11 protein-coding genes are annotated in these 19,546 nt (G+C 68.2%); 6 read left to right on the forward strand and 5 right to left on the reverse strand.

Annotated features, from left to right (window positions below):
- Window positions 1-47: 47 nt before the first annotated feature.
- Complete coding sequence (locus GLR48_RS24625) at window positions 48-1,463, forward strand: M20 family metallopeptidase (RefSeq protein WP_237066767.1); 1,416 nt, start codon at window positions 48-50, stop codon at window positions 1,461-1,463.
- 208 nt (window positions 1,464-1,671) lie between these two features.
- Here GLR48_RS24625 and pbpC read toward each other — a convergent pair whose 3' ends face one another.
- The 3 genes from pbpC to GLR48_RS24640 form a co-directional block, all read right to left on the reverse strand.
- Complete coding sequence (pbpC, locus tag GLR48_RS24630) at window positions 1,672-3,717, reverse strand: penicillin-binding protein 1C (RefSeq protein WP_237066769.1); 2,046 nt, start codon at window positions 3,715-3,717, stop codon at window positions 1,672-1,674.
- On the reverse strand, window positions 3,704-9,154 hold the full coding sequence (locus GLR48_RS24635) for an alpha-2-macroglobulin family protein (RefSeq protein WP_237066771.1): 5,451 nt from the start codon (window positions 9,152-9,154) through the stop codon (window positions 3,704-3,706). The genes pbpC and GLR48_RS24635 overlap by 14 nt, the downstream gene beginning before the upstream one ends.
- 77 nt (window positions 9,155-9,231) lie before the next feature.
- A complete protein-coding gene (locus tag GLR48_RS24640; protein WP_237066773.1) occupies window positions 9,232-9,915 on the reverse strand; it encodes a DnaA N-terminal domain-containing protein in 684 nt (227 codons plus the stop codon).
- A gap of 497 nt (window positions 9,916-10,412) precedes the next feature.
- Between GLR48_RS24640 and GLR48_RS24645 the strand changes: the two genes are divergently transcribed.
- Both GLR48_RS24645 and GLR48_RS24650 read left to right on the forward strand, forming a co-directional pair.
- On the forward strand, window positions 10,413-11,717 hold the full coding sequence (locus GLR48_RS24645; protein WP_237066775.1) for an AAA family ATPase: 1,305 nt from the start codon (window positions 10,413-10,415) through the stop codon (window positions 11,715-11,717).
- Between the two features lie 61 nt (window positions 11,718-11,778).
- Complete coding sequence (locus GLR48_RS24650; RefSeq protein ID WP_237066778.1) at window positions 11,779-12,894, forward strand: ParB/RepB/Spo0J family partition protein; 1,116 nt, start codon at window positions 11,779-11,781, stop codon at window positions 12,892-12,894.
- A gap of 234 nt (window positions 12,895-13,128) precedes the next feature.
- Here GLR48_RS24650 and GLR48_RS24655 read toward each other — a convergent pair whose 3' ends face one another.
- Window positions 13,129-14,787: a BCCT family transporter gene (locus GLR48_RS24655; protein ID WP_237066780.1), complete on the reverse strand. Its 1,659-nt coding sequence runs from the start codon at window positions 14,785-14,787 to the stop codon at window positions 13,129-13,131.
- A gap of 220 nt (window positions 14,788-15,007) precedes the next feature.
- On the reverse strand, window positions 15,008-15,577 hold the full coding sequence (locus GLR48_RS24660; protein WP_237066782.1) for a TetR/AcrR family transcriptional regulator: 570 nt from the start codon (window positions 15,575-15,577) through the stop codon (window positions 15,008-15,010).
- Between the two features lie 151 nt (window positions 15,578-15,728).
- Between GLR48_RS24660 and GLR48_RS24665 the strand changes: the two genes are divergently transcribed.
- The 3 genes from GLR48_RS24665 to GLR48_RS24675 are packed head-to-tail and all read left to right on the forward strand — an operon-like array spanning window position 15,729 to window position 19,514.
- Window positions 15,729-16,226 (forward strand): (2Fe-2S)-binding protein, encoded by a 498-nt coding sequence (locus GLR48_RS24665; RefSeq protein ID WP_237066784.1) that lies wholly within the window; start codon window positions 15,729-15,731, stop codon window positions 16,224-16,226.
- Window positions 16,223-17,278: an FAD binding domain-containing protein gene (locus tag GLR48_RS24670; RefSeq protein WP_237066786.1), complete on the forward strand. Its 1,056-nt coding sequence runs from the start codon at window positions 16,223-16,225 to the stop codon at window positions 17,276-17,278. The genes GLR48_RS24665 and GLR48_RS24670 overlap by 4 nt, the downstream gene beginning before the upstream one ends.
- Window positions 17,271-19,514, forward strand: coding sequence for a xanthine dehydrogenase family protein molybdopterin-binding subunit (locus tag GLR48_RS24675; protein ID WP_237066788.1), 2,244 nt, complete (start codon window positions 17,271-17,273; stop codon window positions 19,512-19,514). The genes GLR48_RS24670 and GLR48_RS24675 overlap by 8 nt, the downstream gene beginning before the upstream one ends.
- Window positions 19,515-19,546: the final 32 nt, after the last annotated feature.

Below are 19,546 nucleotides of genomic sequence, written 5' to 3' on the forward strand. Positions count from 1 at the left end.
ACGGACGGGACCGCCCCCCGTCTTTGCAAGCCTACAGGATGCACCCCATGCAGAACGAAAACCCGATCTGGCCGCTGGTCGATGCCCGAGCGGCAGAGTTCACCGGCCTCGCCGACCGCGTGTTCGATACGCCCGAACTGGCCTATACCGAAACGCGGTCCTGCGCCGAACACACTGCCATGCTGAAACAGCAGGGCTTTCGCGTGACCGAAAACGTCGCCGGCATCCCGACCGCCGTCATGGGCGAAGCCGGCGAAGGCGGCCCGATCATCGCGATCCTCGGCGAATACGACGCCCTGCCCGGCCTGTCGCAACAGCCCGGTATCGCCACGCCCCAGCAAATCAACGACACCGGATTTGGCCACGGCTGCGGGCACAACCTGCTCGGATCCGCCGCCCTCTCTGCCGCCACCGCCGTCAAGGACTGGCTGGAGGCGGAAGGCATCAAGGGCCGCATCCGCTACTACGGTTGCCCGGCCGAGGAAGGCGGCGCCGCCAAGACCTACATGGTGCGCGACGGCTGGTTCGACGATGTCGACATCGCGATCACATGGCACCCCGGCGCCTACAGCGCCGTGGACGACATGCGCTCGCTCGCCAACACACGCATTGATTTCACCTTCACCGGCAAGGCCGCCCATGCGGCGGGCGCGCCGGAACTGGGCCGCTCTGCCCTCGATTCCGTCGAACTGATGAACATCGGCGTGAACTACCTGCGCGAACACATGCCCGATCAGGCGCGGGTGCACTACGCCTACCTCGACGCGGGCGGCGTGGCCCCCAACGTCGTGCAGGCCCGCGCCACCGTCCGCCACCTGATCCGCAGCCCCGACCTGCAGGGCCTCGCAGACCTCGTGAAACGCGTGCGCGACATCGCGGACGGCGCGGCGCTGATGTCCGGCACGCAGGTCACCTCCCGCGTCTTCTCTGCCGTCTCCAACCTGCTGGAAAACCGCCCCCTGTCGCAGGCCATGCAGGCAGAGTTCGACGCCCTCGGCCCCGTCCCCTTCGACGCCGCCGACCACGCCTACGCGGCCCAGATCCGGGAAACGCTGTCCCGCGAGGATATCGCCGACACCTTCCGCAGCGTCGCACAACGGCCCGACTACGACCTTGTCCTGTTTGATACCGTTGCCCCGCTCGACCGACCGTTTACCGGCGGCATGGGCTCGACCGACGTGGGCGACGTCAGCTGGGCCGTGCCCACCGTGCAGGCCCGCGTCGCCACCTGTGCCGTGGGCACCGCGCTGCATTCATGGCAGCAGACCGCACAGGGCAAGGCCCCCGCCGCCCACAAAGGGATGCTGCACGCGGCCAAGGTCATGGCCGCCACCGCGCGCCGTGCCATGACGGACGACGTCCTGCGCGCCGCAGCACAAAAGGCGCACGCGGACCATCTGGCGGATTTCCCCTACACCTGCCCGATCCCGGCAGAAACGAAACCGCCCATCGCCGCCGAATGATGCGCAAACCCGCTGCCCCACAGGGCGGCGGGTCCGGTCCTCTCGCGCCCAGCACCGCACTCGGCCGCCCCGCCATTTGCGCCATGCTGTCGACCATCCGCCGTTCGCAGTAAATCATGCTCTCGCACACCATGCAGTCGGCGATGGTCCGCACCACAAAGGGCCGGCGCGTCGGCTTGCCCCGGCCCCCCGGTTGCGTATGCCGCCCTCATGGGCGCAGATTGATCTGCACACTCGCGGACGCGCCTGCGGCATCGACAACCGTGACCTGTGCAAATCCGGGGCCGGGCAGCAAGACCTCTGCGCCGCGCGCGCCAGGCGCACCGTTCACGAGGATCGTATAGGGCGGCACCCCGCCTCGCAGCTTGACCGGCACCTGCAGGTCCGGGGCCGCGATCTCAGCCCCATCGGGCGGATAGATCACGCGCAAAGGGTCCAAGGGGGCCGCCGCCGGGGCACTGACCTCGCCCGCCGGCACGAAGCGGCGCAGCGCGGCTGGCAGTGCCGCGTTCGCCACGGTCAGCGTTCCGGGCGGTGGCGGCGCAAGCGGCACGTCCGGCAAGGCCGCGAAGATGTCGAACAGCACGGGTGCGGCCAGATCGCCGCCAAAGGCACCCGGCACCGGGGTCCCGTCCGGCCGCCCCAGCCAGACCGCCGCCACATGCGCGCCGTCAAAGCCAACCGCCAGCGCATCGCGGTTGCCATAGCTGGTGCCGGTCTTGTAGGCGATGCGCCCGCCCCGCGCGCCCGGCGGCGGCGGCAATTGCGACAGGATGTGACCGACCTGCCAGGCGGCAACGGGTCCGAACATCGCGACTCCGGTCGAGGCGCCCTGCCCCGGCAGCGCCGACAACTTCACCCCCTGCCCTCCCCTTGCCAGTGCTGCATAGGCCTGCGCCAGATCCTGCAACGTGACCCCGGCCCCGCCCAGCACGACCGCCAGTCCCGGCGCACCCTGCGGCACCACCAGCGGCACGCCCGCCCGCGCCAGCGCCTGCACGATCCGGGCAGGCCCCAGCGCCGCGGCCACCCTGACCACCGGAATGTTCAGCGACAAGATCAGCGCCCGCCGGATCGACAGCGTGCCGCGAAACATGTTGTCGAAATTCTGCGGTTGCCAAGTGCCAAAAACGGTCGGCCGATCCTCGATCAGGGTCTCCGGATGCGCCAGCCCGTCATCGAAGGCCAGCCCGTAGACAAAGGGCTTCAGCGTCGACCCGGGCGAGCGCAGGACCAGCGTCATGTCCACGAATCCCGCGCGCCCGGTATCCGTCCACGCCGCCGTCCCGACAGAGGCGCGGATCGCCCCACTGTGAATATCCGCCACGACAATCGCTGCCGAGAGAGCGCCCCCGCGCCGGTCCACGGCCTGCGCGGCCAGCGCCTCGGCCCGGCGCTGCAGGGCCGCGTCGATCGTCGTCTCGATTCGCAGCGCCCCCGGCAGACTGCGGTGCAACCGCGCCGCCAGCAAGGGGGCCAGCGCCGGAAACGGCCGGCGCAGTGTGGGCAAGGGTTCCCCCATCGCCGCCGTCGCGGCCTGTGCTGTCAGCACGCCGGTGGCCGCCGCCCGCCGCAGGACCCGGTCCCTGGCGGCCCGCGCGGCAGCCGGGAACCGGTCGGGCCTGCGCGCCTCTGGCGCCTGCGGCAACGCCACCAGCAAGGCCGCCTCTGCCGGCGTCAACCGGCGCGGGTCCTTGCCGAACCACGTCAGGCTCGCCGCCCGCACGCCCTCGATGTTGCCGCCATAGGGTGCCCGCCGCAGATACAGATTGAGGATCGCGTCCTTTCCCAGCCGCCGCTCCAACGCCAGCGCCAGCCGGACCTGACGCCCCTTGCCCGCCCATGTGCCGGTCGTCCCGTCCTCCAGCAACCGCGCGACCTGCATCGTCAGGGTCGAGGCGCCGGACACCACGTGCCCGCCCCGCACCGCCTGCACCCCGGCCCGCAACACCGCCCGGGCATCGACGCCGCCGTGCGCGCGAAACCGGGCATCCTCCCACATCAGCAACAGGTCGACGAACAGCGGATCGACCGCCCCCGGATCCAACCGCCACCTGCCGTCGCCCACCTGAAACGCCCGCAGCAGGCTGCCGTCGCGGGCCAGAACCTCTGCCCCGACTGGGACCGCAAGGACTGGCAAAGGCGTCGCCGCGACGAAGGCGTCCAGCCGGTCGCGCCCCAGCGCCCCGCAAAACAGCACCAGCGCAAGCGAGGCGACCCACAGCGCCGCCAGACGGGGATCAGGGCGAGACACGCACCTCTCCTCCGTCGGACCAGCCGCGATAGGCGGGGCGATACATGTCCTCGACACTCGCCGCGGGATGCCGGAACACGCCCGGCGTCACCGCCCGCACCAGATAGGCCAGCCGGAACGGATCGGACAGAGTCCAGGTCACGGCGGCGCTGAACCGGTCGGACAGAAACTGGCTCATCTCCGGCTCTGCCAGCGCATCAAGCCAGTCCAGCCCGGCCACATCGCCCGCCCGCAGCAGGTGCGGATTGTCGATCTCGAATCCCGCCGGCAGCGGATCGGTCACCATCAGTCGCCCGCCCGCGTCATCCGTCGCACTGAACGGCGTCACCGTAACGACGACAGCCAGCCGCGTCCCCAGCGGCACGGTGGACACATCGACCGGCTGCCCCTCCAGATCGTAGTAGGCCCGACTGATAGCATAGCCGTTGCCCCCCGCCGCGGGCGGGTCCAGCGGCGGGCCAAGTGCAGTCAGCGTCACCTCCGTCGCCACGGCACCCTCGTTCGTCACGCTGCGCGCCAAGGGATCAAGCGTCGCCACGACGCCCCCCAGCGCCAGCCCGTCAACCGACAGTGACGGGCTGCCCTGCCCCAAGGCCTGCGCCGCCAGCACGGTCCAGACCGACTCCTGCGTCGAAAGACCCGCACCCTCCGCCGTCCGCGCCGCGATCTGCGACGCCAGCGCGCGGGTTTCCGCTCCGGTGTCGATCACCGTCGACCCGGCTTGCGTCGCGGCGGCCAGCACGGCGGCGCGGTCCCGCAAAAGGCTGCCGTAATCGCGGCGGAACACCCGTTGGTCGTCCGTGCCTTGCGCCAGCAGATCGCGCGCCTGTGCGAACATCCGGTCAGCGCGCGGCTGATCGCCAAGCGTCGCCAGCGCCTCGCCGATCTGCGCGGCCGCCATCGGGGTGGCGAAACTCTCTGCCGCCGCATCGGCGTCATAGCGCAGATCACCGATCCGCGCCGCCCGCTCGCGCGCCAGCACGACACTGGCATAGGCAAGCGCCGCGTTTTCACCGGGGTCCGCATAGGCCGGATCGGTGGCATAATTCACCTGATTGACCAGATTGCCGATCGCCGCCTGAAACGGCTGATCCGGCACGGCAAAGCCCGCCGACCGCGCCCGTGACAGAAAATCCGTGGCATAGGCATCCAGCCAGAAATCCCCCGCCCCCGGCCCCCACAGCCCGAAGGCCCCCTCTGCCGTCTGTCGCGTCAGGATCGCGGTGATCGCATCCTGCACGGCCTTTTCCGTATCCTGATCGCCACGCCCGCCCACCTGCGCCGACAGGTCCGGCACATAAAGTAACGGCATCGCGACAGAGGCGAGCTGTTCCGTGCAGCCATAAGGATAGCGCGCCAAGCGTCCCAGCGCGCCCGCCACGTCGAGCGCCGCAAAGGGTCCCGCCGTCGCGGTCAGCCGCGCGCCGGTGCCAAGCCCCGCCATCAGGGCGGGGTCGATGGGCGCCGTCTCTCCCGGTGCCAAAGTCAAACGAGCCGTGCGAAAAACGTCGGGTTCGGCCAGCGACACGGGGATCGCAATTTCTTTCGTCACCACATCGCCCGCCGGCGTCGTCAGGCTGAACCGCAGCAGGCCCGTTCCCGCGTCCTCATCGGCCCGCACAGGCAGGCTGACCGTCGTGCTGCCGCTCTCGGCGACCTCCACTGTCGCTGGCAGCGCGCCTGGGTTCAGCCCGACATCACCCGCATCCGCCACGGACAGGCCGACATCGCCCACCGGCCCCGTCACATGGGTCAGCGCCAGCGACACCTGCCCCGTATCACCCGGCGACAGGAACCGCGGCGCGGTCACGACCATCACGACGGGGTCGCGGATCGTGGCAACCGCCGTGGCCTGCCCCACAGCCCCCGCCGACCAGGCCACGGCCATCACCTGCACCGACCCGATGAAATCCGGCACCGGCACGTCCAGCGTCGCCGTGCCGTCCGCGCCCAAGGTCACCGGCCCCGAAAACCAGCTCATCAGCGCCTCGGTCGGTGGCGGGGCCTGTGTTCCCATCGCCCCGCCCGCGTCGCCACCGCTGCGCACCACGCCGTCGGGCGCGTCCGTCGGCAGGATCAGCCGCCCGTAAAGATCGCGCAACCCCACGCCCAGACGGCGCTGGCCAAAGTAGTGCTCCATCGGATCGGGCGCCTTGAACCCCGTCAGGTTCAGGATGCCCTGATCGACGACCGCGACGGTGACATGCACGACGTCTCCCGCGGCCTGACCCGACACGCGCAAGCGCACCGGTAGGCTGCCGCGCGGCGCGATCGCGGACGGCACATCCATCAGCACCTGCAACGCCCGCGCACCCGGATCAACGGGCGCATAGGCCAGCCCCAGTGCCCGCACCCCACCCCGGTCGCCCGCAACATCGTCTAGGGGCCGCAACGCGCTGACGGTGACATAGCTGCCCGCACCCCAGTCATCGGTCACCGCCAGCGGGATCGTGTTTTCGCCCGCCGTCAGCGGCACGATCTTCAGCGCGCTAACCCGGTTCGACAGGACCGAGACGATGGCCACGGCATCCCGCTCTGCCGTCACATGCACCTGCGCCGTCTCGCCGCTGCGATAGGCCGCCTTGTCCAACGCCACGCGCAACCGGTCCGGCGTATCCGTCCCCGCTTGCGCCGCACCCCAACCGGCCTGAAACAGGACGGATGCGCCGGCGGCGCCCGTCCCTTCCACGACCAGCTCATACTGTCCCCAGTCCACCGGCACCGCGATCTCTCCGCTGCCCGCAAGCGCATCACCCGCCGCGACCTGCCTGCGCCGCGTCACCGGCTCCCAATTCCAGCGCCCGTCGATGGCGTACCATTGATAGTCCGTCTCGACCCGGTTCAGCACCCAGCGGACCGGCATCTGCACCGCGTTCAACGCCGCCCCAACCGCCACGACAGCAAAGCGGGCCTCATCCCCGCTCGACACCGCATCGCCCGCGAACAGCGGCCTGATCCCGATCAGCGGCGCGGGCGGCAACACCAGCCGCGTCGCCACCCGCTCCACCGGACGACCCGCGCCTTCACGCACCTGCAGCGCGATCGTGGCCGTCTGCGCCGCCCCGGTCCCGGCGGTCAGCACCACGTCGGTCGCAAAATGACCCTGCGCATCGGTCTGACCGGCGGGCAGATAGGTGGTCTGCGGCGTCTCTTCCGCATCCTGCCGCCCGAACTGCACCCCCTCGAAACCCGGAAGACTGCGCGCCGGGGCGAGCGTCACGCCCCCCTCGACCGGCAGATCCGCCGCAGGTGCGCCGAACAGCCAGCGTGCGTCGAGCGCCACGCGAACCGTCTGCCCGGCGACCAAAGGCCCCTCTGCCAGCGCCGGGTCAAAATCGATCCGTTCCGGCAAGAAATCCTCGACCAATGCCCGCGCACTGGCCAGCGCCGGCCCGTCCGCCGCAACCCGGATATCAACACGCCACGTCCCGCGCGGGGCAGAGGCTGCTAAAGGAAATGACAGCACATATCCACCGTCACCCGCAGGTTCGGGCATCTGCCGTGCCGCCTCCACCCCGTCGGGGCGGTAAAGGATTGCCGTCACCGGCAAGCCGTCCAGCGCCTGCACCCGCCCGTCGCGGGCCAGCACGGTCGCGTTGATCACCTCTCCCGCGCGGTAGGCACCGCGGTCTAGCGTCAGGAACACGTCGATCGGCGGGCTGGGCGGCAGGCCCGCCACGCCCCGGTCGGACAGATCGAACTCCGGATCGGTCAGCGACAGGAACGCCATGTCCTCCGCCGCGCCGCGGACCACCACCGCCGCGGGGGCCTGCGACCCCGGCCCGCGCGTCAGGCCCGCATCGAACCGCACAACGCCGTCGTCGTCCGCCAGCGCCGTCCCGAGGACCGCGTTGGCACGCGACAGCAGCGTGACCTCTGCCCCCGGCTTCGACCCGGCATCCGCCAGACCGCGCACCACCACCGTCAGCCCGTCCACCCCCATCAGGGTCGAGATCCCGAGGTCCGAGATCACGAACCACTGCGCCGCGACGCCGGTCTCCTCCACGTCCTGCCCCGGCACCGTCGCCTGCAGCACGTAGATGCCGGGCGCCAGCGGCCCCGCCTCATCCGGGATCGCAAGGCGGGTTGTCACATCCGCGTTCAGCTTCCCCTGCCCCGCCACGGTCGCACTGCCGCGCCAGACCTCGGTCGCGCGGTCCGCGTTGAAGCGCTGCGCCGACCAGGCATCCAGCGGGCGCGCGAACAGATCGTCCTGCAGCGCGCCGATCAGGTTGCGGTCCGACATCCGCATCAGCCGCAGATCGACACGGTCGAGGTTCACCGTCGTCATCGCCAGCCCCCGGTCGCCCCCCGACGGCAGCACGTAGGCGCGCCCCGGAAACCGCACCGCAGGGCTGCGGTCACGGATATAGCCGCTGATCGCCACGTCCCGCGCCAACGTCTCTCCGTCGGCCGCCGGAAGACCGCGCCGCAGGGTGATCGCGATGTCCTGCCCGTGGGTCAGACCGCCAACGCAAAGCTGATCACCCCGCGCCTCGACCGTCAGGCCACTGTCGGGCAGCCGCACGAAGGAGGCGTAATCCAGTCGTTCCAACAGAGGTTCAGAGAAGGCGGCACAGAACGACGGCGACAGGCTTTCGGACTGCACCGTCTGTTCGGTCACGCGAAAGCCGTTGCGCGCTTCTGACGCGGCCAGCGCATCGGCAATCCCCGGCGCGGGCGACAGGATGGCGGCCAGCCGCAAGGCCTGCAACCCGTCGCGGCCTCGCCCCAGTTGCTCCCACGCGGCGGCCAGAACCTGCAGGGCCTGCGCCGCCAAGGCGTCATCATCGGCCCGCAAGTAGCCGTTCAGCGCAAGCGACGCCGCCGTGCCCGCCGCGTCGCTGTCGTAAGTCTCGGGATCGGGCAGCACCTGCCGCGCCAGCCGGATCCAGGCATCGGCGGAATCACTGCGCCCGACCTCCGTGGCAAGATACCCCGACGCCGCCGTCAGGTCTCCGGCCCCTGCCGCGCGTGCAGCGTCCCCGACCGGATCGTCACTGGCCAGCGCCGTGAACGTCGCGCCAAAACTCCGCGCCTGCCGCAAAGCGGCCTGCAGATCCGCATCCGCCAGCCAATCAGCCGCCGCCGCACGTCGGATCACCTGCTGCCGCGCGACGGCATTGTCGAGGACCTGAGCCGAGGTCGCACCGATGAAATCCTGCGGTATCCCCAGCGCCTCCTTCGGAAAACAGGCGCGCGATCGCTGGTTGTAGGTCATTGCCACGCAGGCGGTATCCGCGAGGCAGGCCTGAATGCAGGCCTCAAGGCTCGTCTCGAAGATCGGGGTCAGATCACCGCCGGGCAGATCCGTGTCGGGCATCAGACTGACGCGCCGGTCAGGCACCAGCGCCTGTTGCGCCATCACAGCCTGCGCTGTGATCATCAGCGCCATCAGGGCAAAGGCCCAGACGCGTCCCGCACCCGTTCTGCGCATCGTCACGTCCTCCACCACGCGGCCCCTTGGGACAGCTTCCGCCCCGCCCCGGATTCGCGCAAGCGAATTTCAGGCGCCTAGACGTCGACCTCGACCCGCCGGATCGTCGGATCGCAGGCCAGAAGGGCGGCCATCAGATGCCCGGTGTAATGGCTGCGCACGTAATCGGCGATGAACCGTGTCGGGGCCACCAGTCGCAAGACGCCGCCGTCACGGGTCCGCATCCGCAACCCGCTGAACCAGGCCTGGAACAGCGCCGGGGCATCCTGCTGCAGACGGGCGGCCGCCTCGGCCCAGATGCCATCCGCCGCGGTCGTGACAGGGACGGGATGCAGGGGCACGACATTGCTGACCGGGACCTGGGGCATCGCCGCGGCGCCGGTCATGCGGGCGGTAAAGTCCGGACCGACCGCCGTCCAATAGGGCATCGTGTCCGGCAGCACCGCGTCAAAGTGGATGGCATGGGTCGCCACACGGCCCCGCGCCGCGGGGATGGTCACGCTGATCCAGCCAAGGCCGCGCATCTGCGCCAGCTCTCGTTTCGCCGTACGTTCCGTCACACCCCACATCCGCGCGATCTCGCGCTGGCCCACACAGAACTGACCCAGTCGCCAGTTGAAGCGGGCCGTGATCAGCAGCGACAACCGCAGCGCCAGACGGCCCTGCACCGGCGCGCCCTGGGCCGCCAGGGTCAGCAACGCTGTCAGCACATCGTATTTCTGTGCGCCCGCCTGCGGCCCGGCCGCCGGTCTGATCTGCATGATCCGCTCCTTGCCCCACGGTCCTCCGCGCTGCGGGGTCCGTCATCCGTTCAACCTCTGGTGGGTGATCATCCTTGCGACCTGCGTCATGGAACCGTCTTGGCAACGCTTTTGCCACCCTGTCGCTGATTAGCGTTGGATTGCCATCGCCTGTCAAGGATTCGTCATCGCCGCCTGCCGCCCTTCCCCTTTCAAAAGACAAGAAAAGGTATGGTGTTGGTATAGGGGGTCGCCCAGCATGTCCCGCCAAAGCGCCGCGATGTCCCCTCAATGGGTAGTGGCGGGAATTTCATGTCCCCCCAAATCGGGGCGTTCTGGCGTTCCGAATCGTCAGCAGATCGAATCGCTGCAAGGCCTTTGGCGTCGACCGTTGCGCGGCCGGGTCGCAGATCAGACCTTATCCGCAGATAAGGTTTTGTAGCACGCAACCATCTCTCGACAAAACATGCATTTTGCGCGTAAATCGTCGAAAGCACAGAAACAACGTCCGAGGCATCATGTTCACTCATCACGACCTGCGCGAGATCCAGACGCGATCGCTCAAGATGCAGGGCTGGATCCGGCAGCAGACCTTCTCTCCCGAGAACACCAAGACGCTGCGCCGGTTTTCCAGCTGGGAGGTGTCGGAGCTGATCCTGCACATGAACCAGTCCACCTTTCGCGGGCGCATGGCGGCCGACCCCAGCCTGCCCGCCGGACTGGTCGAACCCGACGGTCGTCAGCGGTGGTTCACGCTGGAAGAGGTCAACACCCTGCGCCGGAAGCTGAAGGTCAAGGGGAAGTCCCTGATGCCGCCCCGCCCCAAGGGGCGGGCGTTCCGGACGGCCATCGCCAACTTCAAGGGCGGCGCCGGCAAGTCGACGGTCGCCCTTCACTTCGCCCATGCCGCCGCCCTCGAAGGCTACCGCGTGCTCTGCGTCGACTTCGACCCGCAGGCGACGCTGTCCCACTCCATGGGTCTCACGGACGTGAGCGAGGAGCAGACGGTCTGGGGCATCATGGCCCGCGATCTGGTGCGAGAGACGGAGGCCGCGAACAATGCCCCCGCCGCTGCCGCGTCAGGCACCGCCCTGCCCCGCCGCACGATCCCGTCCAGCATCACCGACCTCGGCCTGCAGAATCTGCGCATCGCGGACTTCATCCAGCCGACCGCCTGGCCCACGATCGACATCATCCCCAGCTGCGCCAACGCGGCCTTCGTGGAGTTCGCCTCCGCCCAGTACCGGCATTTGAACCCGGAGTGGTCGTTCTTTGCCGCCGTGTCCCGCTACCTCGACCAGTTGCCGGACGACCAGTGGGACCTGATCTTCTTCGACTGTCCGCCCGCCATCGGCTACCAGTCGATGAACGCAGTCTTCGCCGCGGATATGCTCTATATCCCCTCTGGCCCCGGCTACTGGGAATACGACAGCACGACGTCCTTCATCGGTCAGCTGGCCGAGGCGCTTGGCGATCTGGCGGATGGTTTTCAGGGCGCGCTGCCAGAGGATGGCATGACCCTGCCCAAGGCCTTCGTCGACATCCGGTTCCTACTGACCCGGTTCGAGCCCGGCAACGATCTGCACCGCGCGATGCAGGATGCATTCGGCAAGGTTTTCGGTGACAAGCTGGCCCAGCACCCCGTCGAGATGACGCGTGCCGTCGAACAGTCGGGCCGGTTCCTCGCCTCGATCTACGAGATGGACTACCGCGACATGACCCGGGAAACTTGGCGCCGGGCGCGCGCCAGCTTTGATCAGGCTTACGACGAATTTCACGACACCATGCTGCCGCACTGGACCGCCATGGGCGCGCAGGACTGACCCAACCCCGCAAAACCTTATCCGCGGATAAGGTTTTGCCAGACCGATAAGGGGACCGACCATGACCCGCAAGAAACGCATCTTCGATGTCGAAATGCCTGACGACACGCCACAGGCCGCACCCGCCGCATCGGAACCCGATGCCGGGCAGGGCGCGCGGCGCGGCCCGATGGCCAGTGCCATCTCTGAAAACGCGTCGGCGTTACAGGCGCGCAATGCCGCCGCCGCCGCGATCCGGGCCGAGAACGATGAGCTGGCCCATGCCTTCGTCGCGATGAAGGCGGCGGGGCAGGTGGTGGAGGCGATCCCCCTTGATCAGGTTCACACCTATCTGCTGACCCGCGAACGGCTGGGCAGCGACGATCCGGAGCTTGATGATCTGGTGACCTCGATCCGCGAGGTTGGCCTGTCGAACCCGATCCGGGTCGAGGCGCGCGCCGACGGGACCGGTTACGAATTGATCCAGGGCTTTCGCCGCCTGTCCGCCTACCGCGTTCTGGCCGAGGAGGACCCGGAGACATGGGGCAGGGTGCCGGCACTGGTCCTTCCCCGCGGGGAAGATGTGGCGGGCCTTTATCGCCGGATGGTGGACGAGAACGTCGTGCGCAAGGACCTGTCCTTTGCCGAGATGGCCAATGCCGCACAGAATTACGCCGCCGACCCGGCGACGCCGGTGAACGACCTGCAGGGCGCGGTCAAGGCCCTGTTCCAGTCCGCACCCTATTCCAAGCGCAGCTATATCCGGGCCTTTGCCCGGATGCTGGACCTGATCGGCGACTGCCTGATGTACCCGACCGAGATCCCGCGCAAGCTGGGCGTCGATCTTGCACGAGAGCTGGAGGACCGGCCTGAACTGGTCGGACGCATCCGCGATGACCTGCGCGACTGGGACATGCGGTCGATCCACGACGAGCTGGAGGTGCTGCGCCGTCACGTCGGCGTCGACCGCTACATGGACGACGGCCCCGTGACGCCCGCGCCATCGAAGCCCGTGCGCGCCGGGCTTGCCGACCGGGGCAAGACCAAGACGACCTTCGATCTGCGCACGGCGCGGGGGCGTGTGAAATGCACCGCCGCGGTGGGGCGGCTGGAGATCAAGATCGACCGCGACTTTTCGACGATGGACCGGGCGCGGCTGGAACGGGCGATTGCCGCGCTGATCGACGGGTTGGATTGAGCGCTGTGAACCAAAACCTTATCCGCGGATAAGGTTTTGGTCTGGCGCGGGCGACAGTGTCGCGCGCGGTTTTTGCGAAAATATATTTAAAACAGCGCGATAGTGCCAATCGGTTTGAAATCGCCGCTCCCGACCTTATCCGCGGATAAGGTTTTGTCATCAAATCTTGTAGCTTACGACGCGGCTTGCAGTCCCTTCCTTCTCCGCGGCGCGATGGAGAAGGCACCTCCTGCATTACTCTGCCGGCTGGGCCGCAGCGTTTGTCGGGCTGGCAGGGTCCGCGCCATACAGCTCTCCGGGCAGTTCGGGCGGCATGGCGTGGTCGGCCTCTGCATCGTTGCGGTATTTCCGGTTGTGCCGGTAGACGATCAGCGGGTCCCACCGCAGCGCCTTGAACAGGCCGATCAGGATCAGCGCCACGACGATGGCAAAGGGAAAGCCCGCCACGACCGCCGCCGCCTGCAGCGCCGACAACCCGCCCGCCAGCAGCAGGACAGAGGCCACGGCACCTTCGCTGATCGCCCAGAAGATGCGCTGCACCCGCGGCGGATTCGGATCGCCGCCCGCAGTCAGCATGTCGATGACGAAGGACCCGGAGTCGGACGAGGTCACGAACCACATCACGATCAGGATGATCGCAAAGCCCGACGTCAGGCTGGCGAAGGGGAAGTAGTCCAGCAGGGCGAACATCGCATCGCCGTAGGCGTTCTGCGTCGCCTCGACCAGCGTCGGATCGCCCCCAAGCGAGATCGACAGCGCCGTGCCGCCGAAGGCGCAGAACCAGAAGAACATGATCGACGCAGGAATCAGCATGACGCCCACGATGAATTCGCGGATCGTGCGGCCGCGGCTGATGCGGGCGACGAAGACCCCGACGAAGGGCGCCCAGCTGACCCACCACGCCCAGTAGAAGATCGTCCAGTCGTTCTGCCATTTGCCGCCGTCGGTCCAGGCCTCGGTCCATGTTCCCCAAGAGATCAGGTCGCGGACATAGGCGCCGTAGCTTTGCACGAAGGTGTCGAAGATAAAGAGCGTCGGGCCGACGATCACCATGAAGGCCAGAAACAGGATCGACAGGGCGATATTGATGCTCGAAAGCCGCTTGATCCCGCCGTCGAGGCCCGCGATGACCGACAGCGTCGCCATGGCTGTTATGACCGCGATGACGGCGATCTGGACGAAGGTGTTTTGCGGCAGGCCGAAGACCTCTGTCAGGCCTGAATTGATCTGCATCGCGCCAAGGCCCAGCGAGGTCACGATGCCGAACATCGTGCCGAAGACGGCGAGGATATCGACCACGTCGCCCCAGAAGCCAAAAATGCGGTCGCCCAGCAGCGGGTAAAGGGCGGACCGGATCGTCAGCGGCAGGCCCTTGCGGTAGTGGAAATACGCGAGGCTCAGCGCCACGACCGCATAGACGGCCCAGGCGTGAAACCCCCAGTGCAGGAAGGAAATCGTCATGGCCTGCTTGGCGGATGCGACGGTCTCGGCCTCGCCAACCGGGGGGGCGAAGTAGTGATAGATCGGCTCTGCCGCGCCCCAGTAGATCAGGCCGATCCCGATCCCGGCCGAGAACAGCATCGCCGTCCAGGAAAAGAGGCTGTATTCCGGCGCCTCGTCCATGCGGCCCAGCCGGATATCGCCGTAGCGGCCGAAGGCGAGGTAGATCACGGCGGCCAGCAGGACGTTGACCAGAATGATCATTGCCCAGCCAAAGGTATTGGCCAGCCAGTCCTGCAGCCCGGAAAACACGGCGCCCGCCGTTTCGCTGAAGGCGGCGCCGAGGACGATGAACCCGAGGATCAGGATGGCCGAGACGGAGAAGACCCTGATGTGCACCTTGGGGAAGATCAGAAGCCGCTGTTGCTTCATCTTGTCCATGTGATCGTTCATCCTTGTCCCTTCCTGCGTCCGCGTCCGGCGGGGTGCCACACGGTCCGGCCTTGCTGATCCCTGCGCCGCGACGGGGGTGCCGCGGGGCGGTCGTGTGGGTATTTTCGCCACACGTGTCTGTGATCAAAGTCAAATGGATGGGGTCTGGTTCCCGAAAAGGTGCCGGACGGCCCTTGCCGGGGTGGGGCGGATCAGGCCGGAACGCGGGCCTTCAAGGGTATCAGCGCCGCAGGCCGTCGACGAAGATATCAAGCAGGCGCAGCACCTGCGTCCGCCATTCAGGACCGGGCGCGCGGGCGTAGCACAGGGCATACATCGTCTGCAGAACGTCATCCGCGGTCACGTCATCCCTGATCTGACCCCGCGCCACTGCCGCCGCCAGAAGCCGCGCCACGGCGGCGTTGATCTGCGCGGCGAGCGGGGCGAAAGGGCGTTTCAGATCGTCCGACATCACGAGCGAGAGCGCGCCCAGCATGCCGCGCTTGGTCTCGACGATGGCCACGTTGGCGTGCAGCCAGCCACGCAGGGCGCCCAGCGGGTCATCCGTCTGATCGAGGCCGTCTGCGGTGGTGACGAGGTCCTCGAGCTCGCGCAGGAAGACGGCGAGGAACAGCGCCTCGCGGTCGGGGAAGTTGCGGTAGAGGGTGCCGATGCCCACGCCGGCTTGGCGGGCGACGGCCTCCAGGCTTGCCTCTGGACCGCCTTTGCCCAGCACGTCCTTGGCCGCCGCGATCAGCAGTTCACGATTACGCAGGGCATCGGAACGCGGTTTGCGTCTGGACGTTTCCAAAGGGCATCACCTTTCACTTGCAAAGCGGAGGGAGCCTCCGTATAAATCGTTCCAACGGATCTGCGCAACGCCTGTCGTTGCGGCATGGACCGCCATCCGGCGGGGCGCGCGCGCCCGGCTCCCCGCAAAATAGCACAGAAGGGAAGGACGCATGTCACTTTCTATCAACCTGACCGTGAACGGTGTCGCACGGGACATCGCGCTGGACGACCCGCGCGTGACACTTCTGGACCTTCTGCGCGAACGCATGGGTTTGCCGGGGACCAAGAAAGGCTGCGACCGCGGCCAGTGTGGCGCCTGCACGGTGTTGCTGAACGGCAAGCGGATGAACGCCTGCCTGACGTTGGCGGCGACGCTGGACGGGGCCGAGGTCACGACGATCGAGGGGTTGGCGGATGGCGACAGGCTGCACCCGGTGCAGGCGGCGTTTCTGGACAACGACGGGTTCCAGTGCGGCTACTGCACGCCGGGCCAGATCATGAGTGCGGTCGGCCTGATCGCGGAAGGCCGCGCCGGTGACGATCCCGAGCGTATCCGCGAGGGCATGAGTGGTAATATCTGCCGCTGCGCGGCCTATCACGGCATCACCAAGGCGGTGCAGGAGGCGACGCGCCGCATGGCCGCCGCGGAACAGGGAGACGTGGCATGAAGCGGTTCGATTTCATCCAGCCCGCCACTGTGGCCGAGGCGCTGAAGGCGTGGCATCCGGGGGCGGCGTGGCTGGGCGGCGGGACCAACCTGCTGGACCTGATGAAGGGCGGTGTGATGCAGCCCGACACGGTGATCGACATCAACCGTCTGGCCGATCTGCGCGGGATCACGGCGCTGGATGACGGGTCGGTGCGGATCGGTGCGTTGGTCAGCAATGCCGATCTGGCGCATGACGCTGACTTTGCCCGCGATTTTCCGATGGTGGCAGAGGCGCTGCTGTCCGGTGCCTCGGGTCAGTTGCGCAATGCGGCGACGGTGGCGGGCAACCTGATGCAGCGCACCCGCTGCGCCTATTTTCAGGACACCACCGCCGCCTGCAACCGGCGGGCGCCGGGGACGGGATGCGATGCGCGGGGCGGGGTGGACAGCCATACCGCCGTGCTGGGGTTCAGCGACGGGTGCATCACGACGCATCCGTCGGATTTCTGCGTGCCGCTGGCCGCACTGGATGCGGTGATTGAGGTGCAGGGGCGTGACGGCGCGCGCGAAATCGCGCTGCGTGACTTTCACCTGTTGCCCGGTGATGCGCCCGAGCGTGAGACGGCGCTGCGGCCCGGTGAGATCATCGTGGCCTTGCGTCTGCCTGCGGAAGCCAAGGGATTTGCCGGTCACTCTCGCTACCTCAAGGTGCGGGACCGGACGTCCTATGCTTTTGCCACGACCTCTGCCGCAGCCGCCTTGCGGATCGAGGGCGGCGTGATCGCAGAGGCCCGCCTGTCGCTGGGGGCGGTTGCGGCAAAACCGTGGCGCGTGACCGAGGCCGAGGCGCTGCTGGTCGGCCATGCGCCGGATGCGGCACCCTTTGATCAGGCGGCGGAGCGCGCGCTGGAGGGGGCGGCGCCATCGCATGACAACGCCTGGAAAATCACGCTTGCGCGGCGCACGGCGATCCGTGCGCTGGAACTGGCGGCTGCAGGGACGCCTGCGCGGGTGCCCGCGCTGCCTGCCTCGCCCTTTGCGGACCAAGATGGAGATCACGCCCATGTCTGAGACCATGACGACGACGCAACGCTATGGGTCCAACGCCGGTCAGCCGCTGACGCGGCGTGACGGTGTGGCCAAGGTGACGGGGGCCGCGACCTTTGCTGCCGACAATACGCCCGACGGGCTGCTTTACGCAGTCTACGTGCCGGCGGCGATCGCGAAGGGGCGGGTGACGCATCTGGATGTCGCCGCCGCCGAAGCGGTCGCCGGTGTGACTTATGTGATGACGCCGCAGAACCGCCCGGCGTTGCAGGGCGATCCGGAGGAGAAACCGACGCGATTTTCGTTCATCGTGGACGTGTTGCAGAACGATCGGGTGCGCTACGCAGGGCAGCCGATTGCGCTGGTGCTGGGCGAGACGCTGGAGGCGGCGATCGAAGGTGCGCGCGTGCTGGCGCCGGTCTATGATGCCGAGGCGTCACTGACCGCGCTGGCGGGGCAGGGGGGTGAGGCGGTGGAACCCGGTGCCTTTGGCCGGCCTGCCGGGACCGAATACGGCGATATCGCGGGCGGTCATGCGGCGGCGGCGCAGTCCATCGACGTGACCTATGACACGCCGTCGCAGTATCACAACGCGATGGAAACGCATGCGGTCGTGGCGGTCTGGGACGGCGACCGGCTGCACCTTGATCTGCCCAGTCAGGCGCTGGCGATGTCCTGCGCGGGTTACGCCCATTTCTTTGGCATTCCGGCAGAGAATGTGACGATCAACTGTCCCTATATCGGTGGCGGATTCGGGTCGAAGGCGTTTCCCACGGGGCCGCAGGTCTTGGCGATCCTTGCCGCACGGACGGCCGGTCGCCCGGTCAAGCTGATGCTGACGCGGGCGCAGATGTTCGGACCCGTCGGCCACCGTGGTGCCACCAGCCAGCGGCTGCGGCTGGGGATCGACGATGGTGCAGCGCTGACCGTGCTGGATCACGAGGGCACGGCGGGAACTTCCAGCTTTGACGATTTCATCGAGCCTGCGGCGAATGCGACGCAGGGGCTTTATGCGGCGGGTGCGCTGCGGTCGGCGCACCGGTCGGTGAAGCTGGATATCGGCACGCCGGGTCCGATGCGGGCCCCGGGAGAGGCGTCCGGGTCGGCGGCGCTGGAATGTGCGATGGACGAGATGGCGCTGCTGGCGGGCCTCGATCCGCTGGACTTCCGGTTGCGGAACTATGCAGAGGTCGAGCCGGGGACCGGCAAGCCCTATTCGTCGAAGGCGCTGCGCGAGTGTTATGCGGAGGGCGCCAAGCGGTTCGGCTGGGCGGACCGGCCGATGGCGCCACGGCAGATGACCGATGCGAACGGCCTGCTGACTGGCTGGGGCATGGGCACGGCGCTGTTCGGCTGCCCGATGTTCGAGGCGGAGGCTGTGGCAACCTTGCGCGCGGACGGGTCCGCACTGGTGGAAACCTCTGCCGTGGATATGGGGCAGGGGGCGTGGACGTCGCTGGCGCAGATCGCGGCGGACAGTCTGGGCCTGCCAATGGACCGGCTGGAGTTCCGGGCCGGGCATTCGTCGCTGCCGAATGCGGGCATTGCCGGTGGGTCTGGGCATACGGCGACGGCGGGCGGCGCGCTGCACGCCGCGGGCCGCGACGTGATCCGCAAGCTGGGAGAGATGGCGGCCGCCGATCCGGCGTCGCCCTTGCACGGCACTGGAAACGCCGCCTTCGTCGCGCGTGACGGGCGGCTGTATGTCGAGGGCGACGACAGCCGCAGTGAGGATTTCGCGGCGATCCTGTCGCGGGCCGGTGGGGCTGACCTGACTGGCGAAGGCGCGGCGTCGCGGCCCGCCGCCGATGCGGAGGCGCATGCGATGAACGCGCATGGCGCCGTCTTTGCCGAGGTTAAGGTCGATCCGGACCTAGCCCAAATCCGCGTGACGCGGTTGGTCGGGGCCTTTGCCGCGGGCCGGATCATCAACCCGCAGCTGACCGAAAGCCAGCTGATGGGCGGGATGATCTGGGGCATCTCCTTTGCCCTGCACGAAGAGGCGAAGCACGATCCTCGCACCGGGCGGATCATGAACGCCGATCTGGCGGGCTATCATGTGCCGGTGAACGCCGACGTGCGCGGGCTGGAGGTGATGACGATCCACGAGGACGATCCTTACGTGAACGCCCTTGGCATCAAGGGGGTCGGCGAGATCGGCGTCACCGGCACGGTCGGGGCCATCGCCAATGCGATCTGGCACGCGACGGGCAAGCGGGTGCGCCGCTTTCCGATCCGGATCGAAGATCTGCTGGATTGATCGGGCTTCCCCCGTGGCGCGCGTGCCGCGCC

The organism is Loktanella sp. M215, assembly GCF_021735925.1.
Classification (GTDB): Bacteria; Pseudomonadota; Alphaproteobacteria; order Rhodobacterales; family Rhodobacteraceae; genus Loktanella.

Coding starts and splice junctions, on each gene's coding strand:
- GLR48_RS24635 (WP_237066771.1), bottom strand. CDS start 9,154: ATGCGCAGAACGGGTGCGGGACGCGTCTGGGCCTTTGCCCTGATGGCG.
- GLR48_RS24645 (WP_237066775.1), top strand. CDS start 10,413: ATGTTCACTCATCACGACCTGCGCGAGATCCAGACGCGATCGCTCAAG.
- GLR48_RS24655 (WP_237066780.1), bottom strand. CDS start 14,787: ATGAACGATCACATGGACAAGATGAAGCAACAGCGGCTTCTGATCTTC.
- GLR48_RS24650 (WP_237066778.1), top strand. CDS start 11,779: ATGACCCGCAAGAAACGCATCTTCGATGTCGAAATGCCTGACGACACG.
- GLR48_RS24670 (WP_237066786.1), top strand. CDS start 16,223: ATGAAGCGGTTCGATTTCATCCAGCCCGCCACTGTGGCCGAGGCGCTG.
- GLR48_RS24665 (WP_237066784.1), top strand. CDS start 15,729: ATGTCACTTTCTATCAACCTGACCGTGAACGGTGTCGCACGGGACATC.
- GLR48_RS24640 (WP_237066773.1), bottom strand. CDS start 9,915: ATGCAGATCAGACCGGCGGCCGGGCCGCAGGCGGGCGCACAGAAATAC.
- GLR48_RS24625 (WP_237066767.1), top strand. CDS start 48: ATGCAGAACGAAAACCCGATCTGGCCGCTGGTCGATGCCCGAGCGGCA.
- GLR48_RS24675 (WP_237066788.1), top strand. CDS start 17,271: ATGTCTGAGACCATGACGACGACGCAACGCTATGGGTCCAACGCCGGT.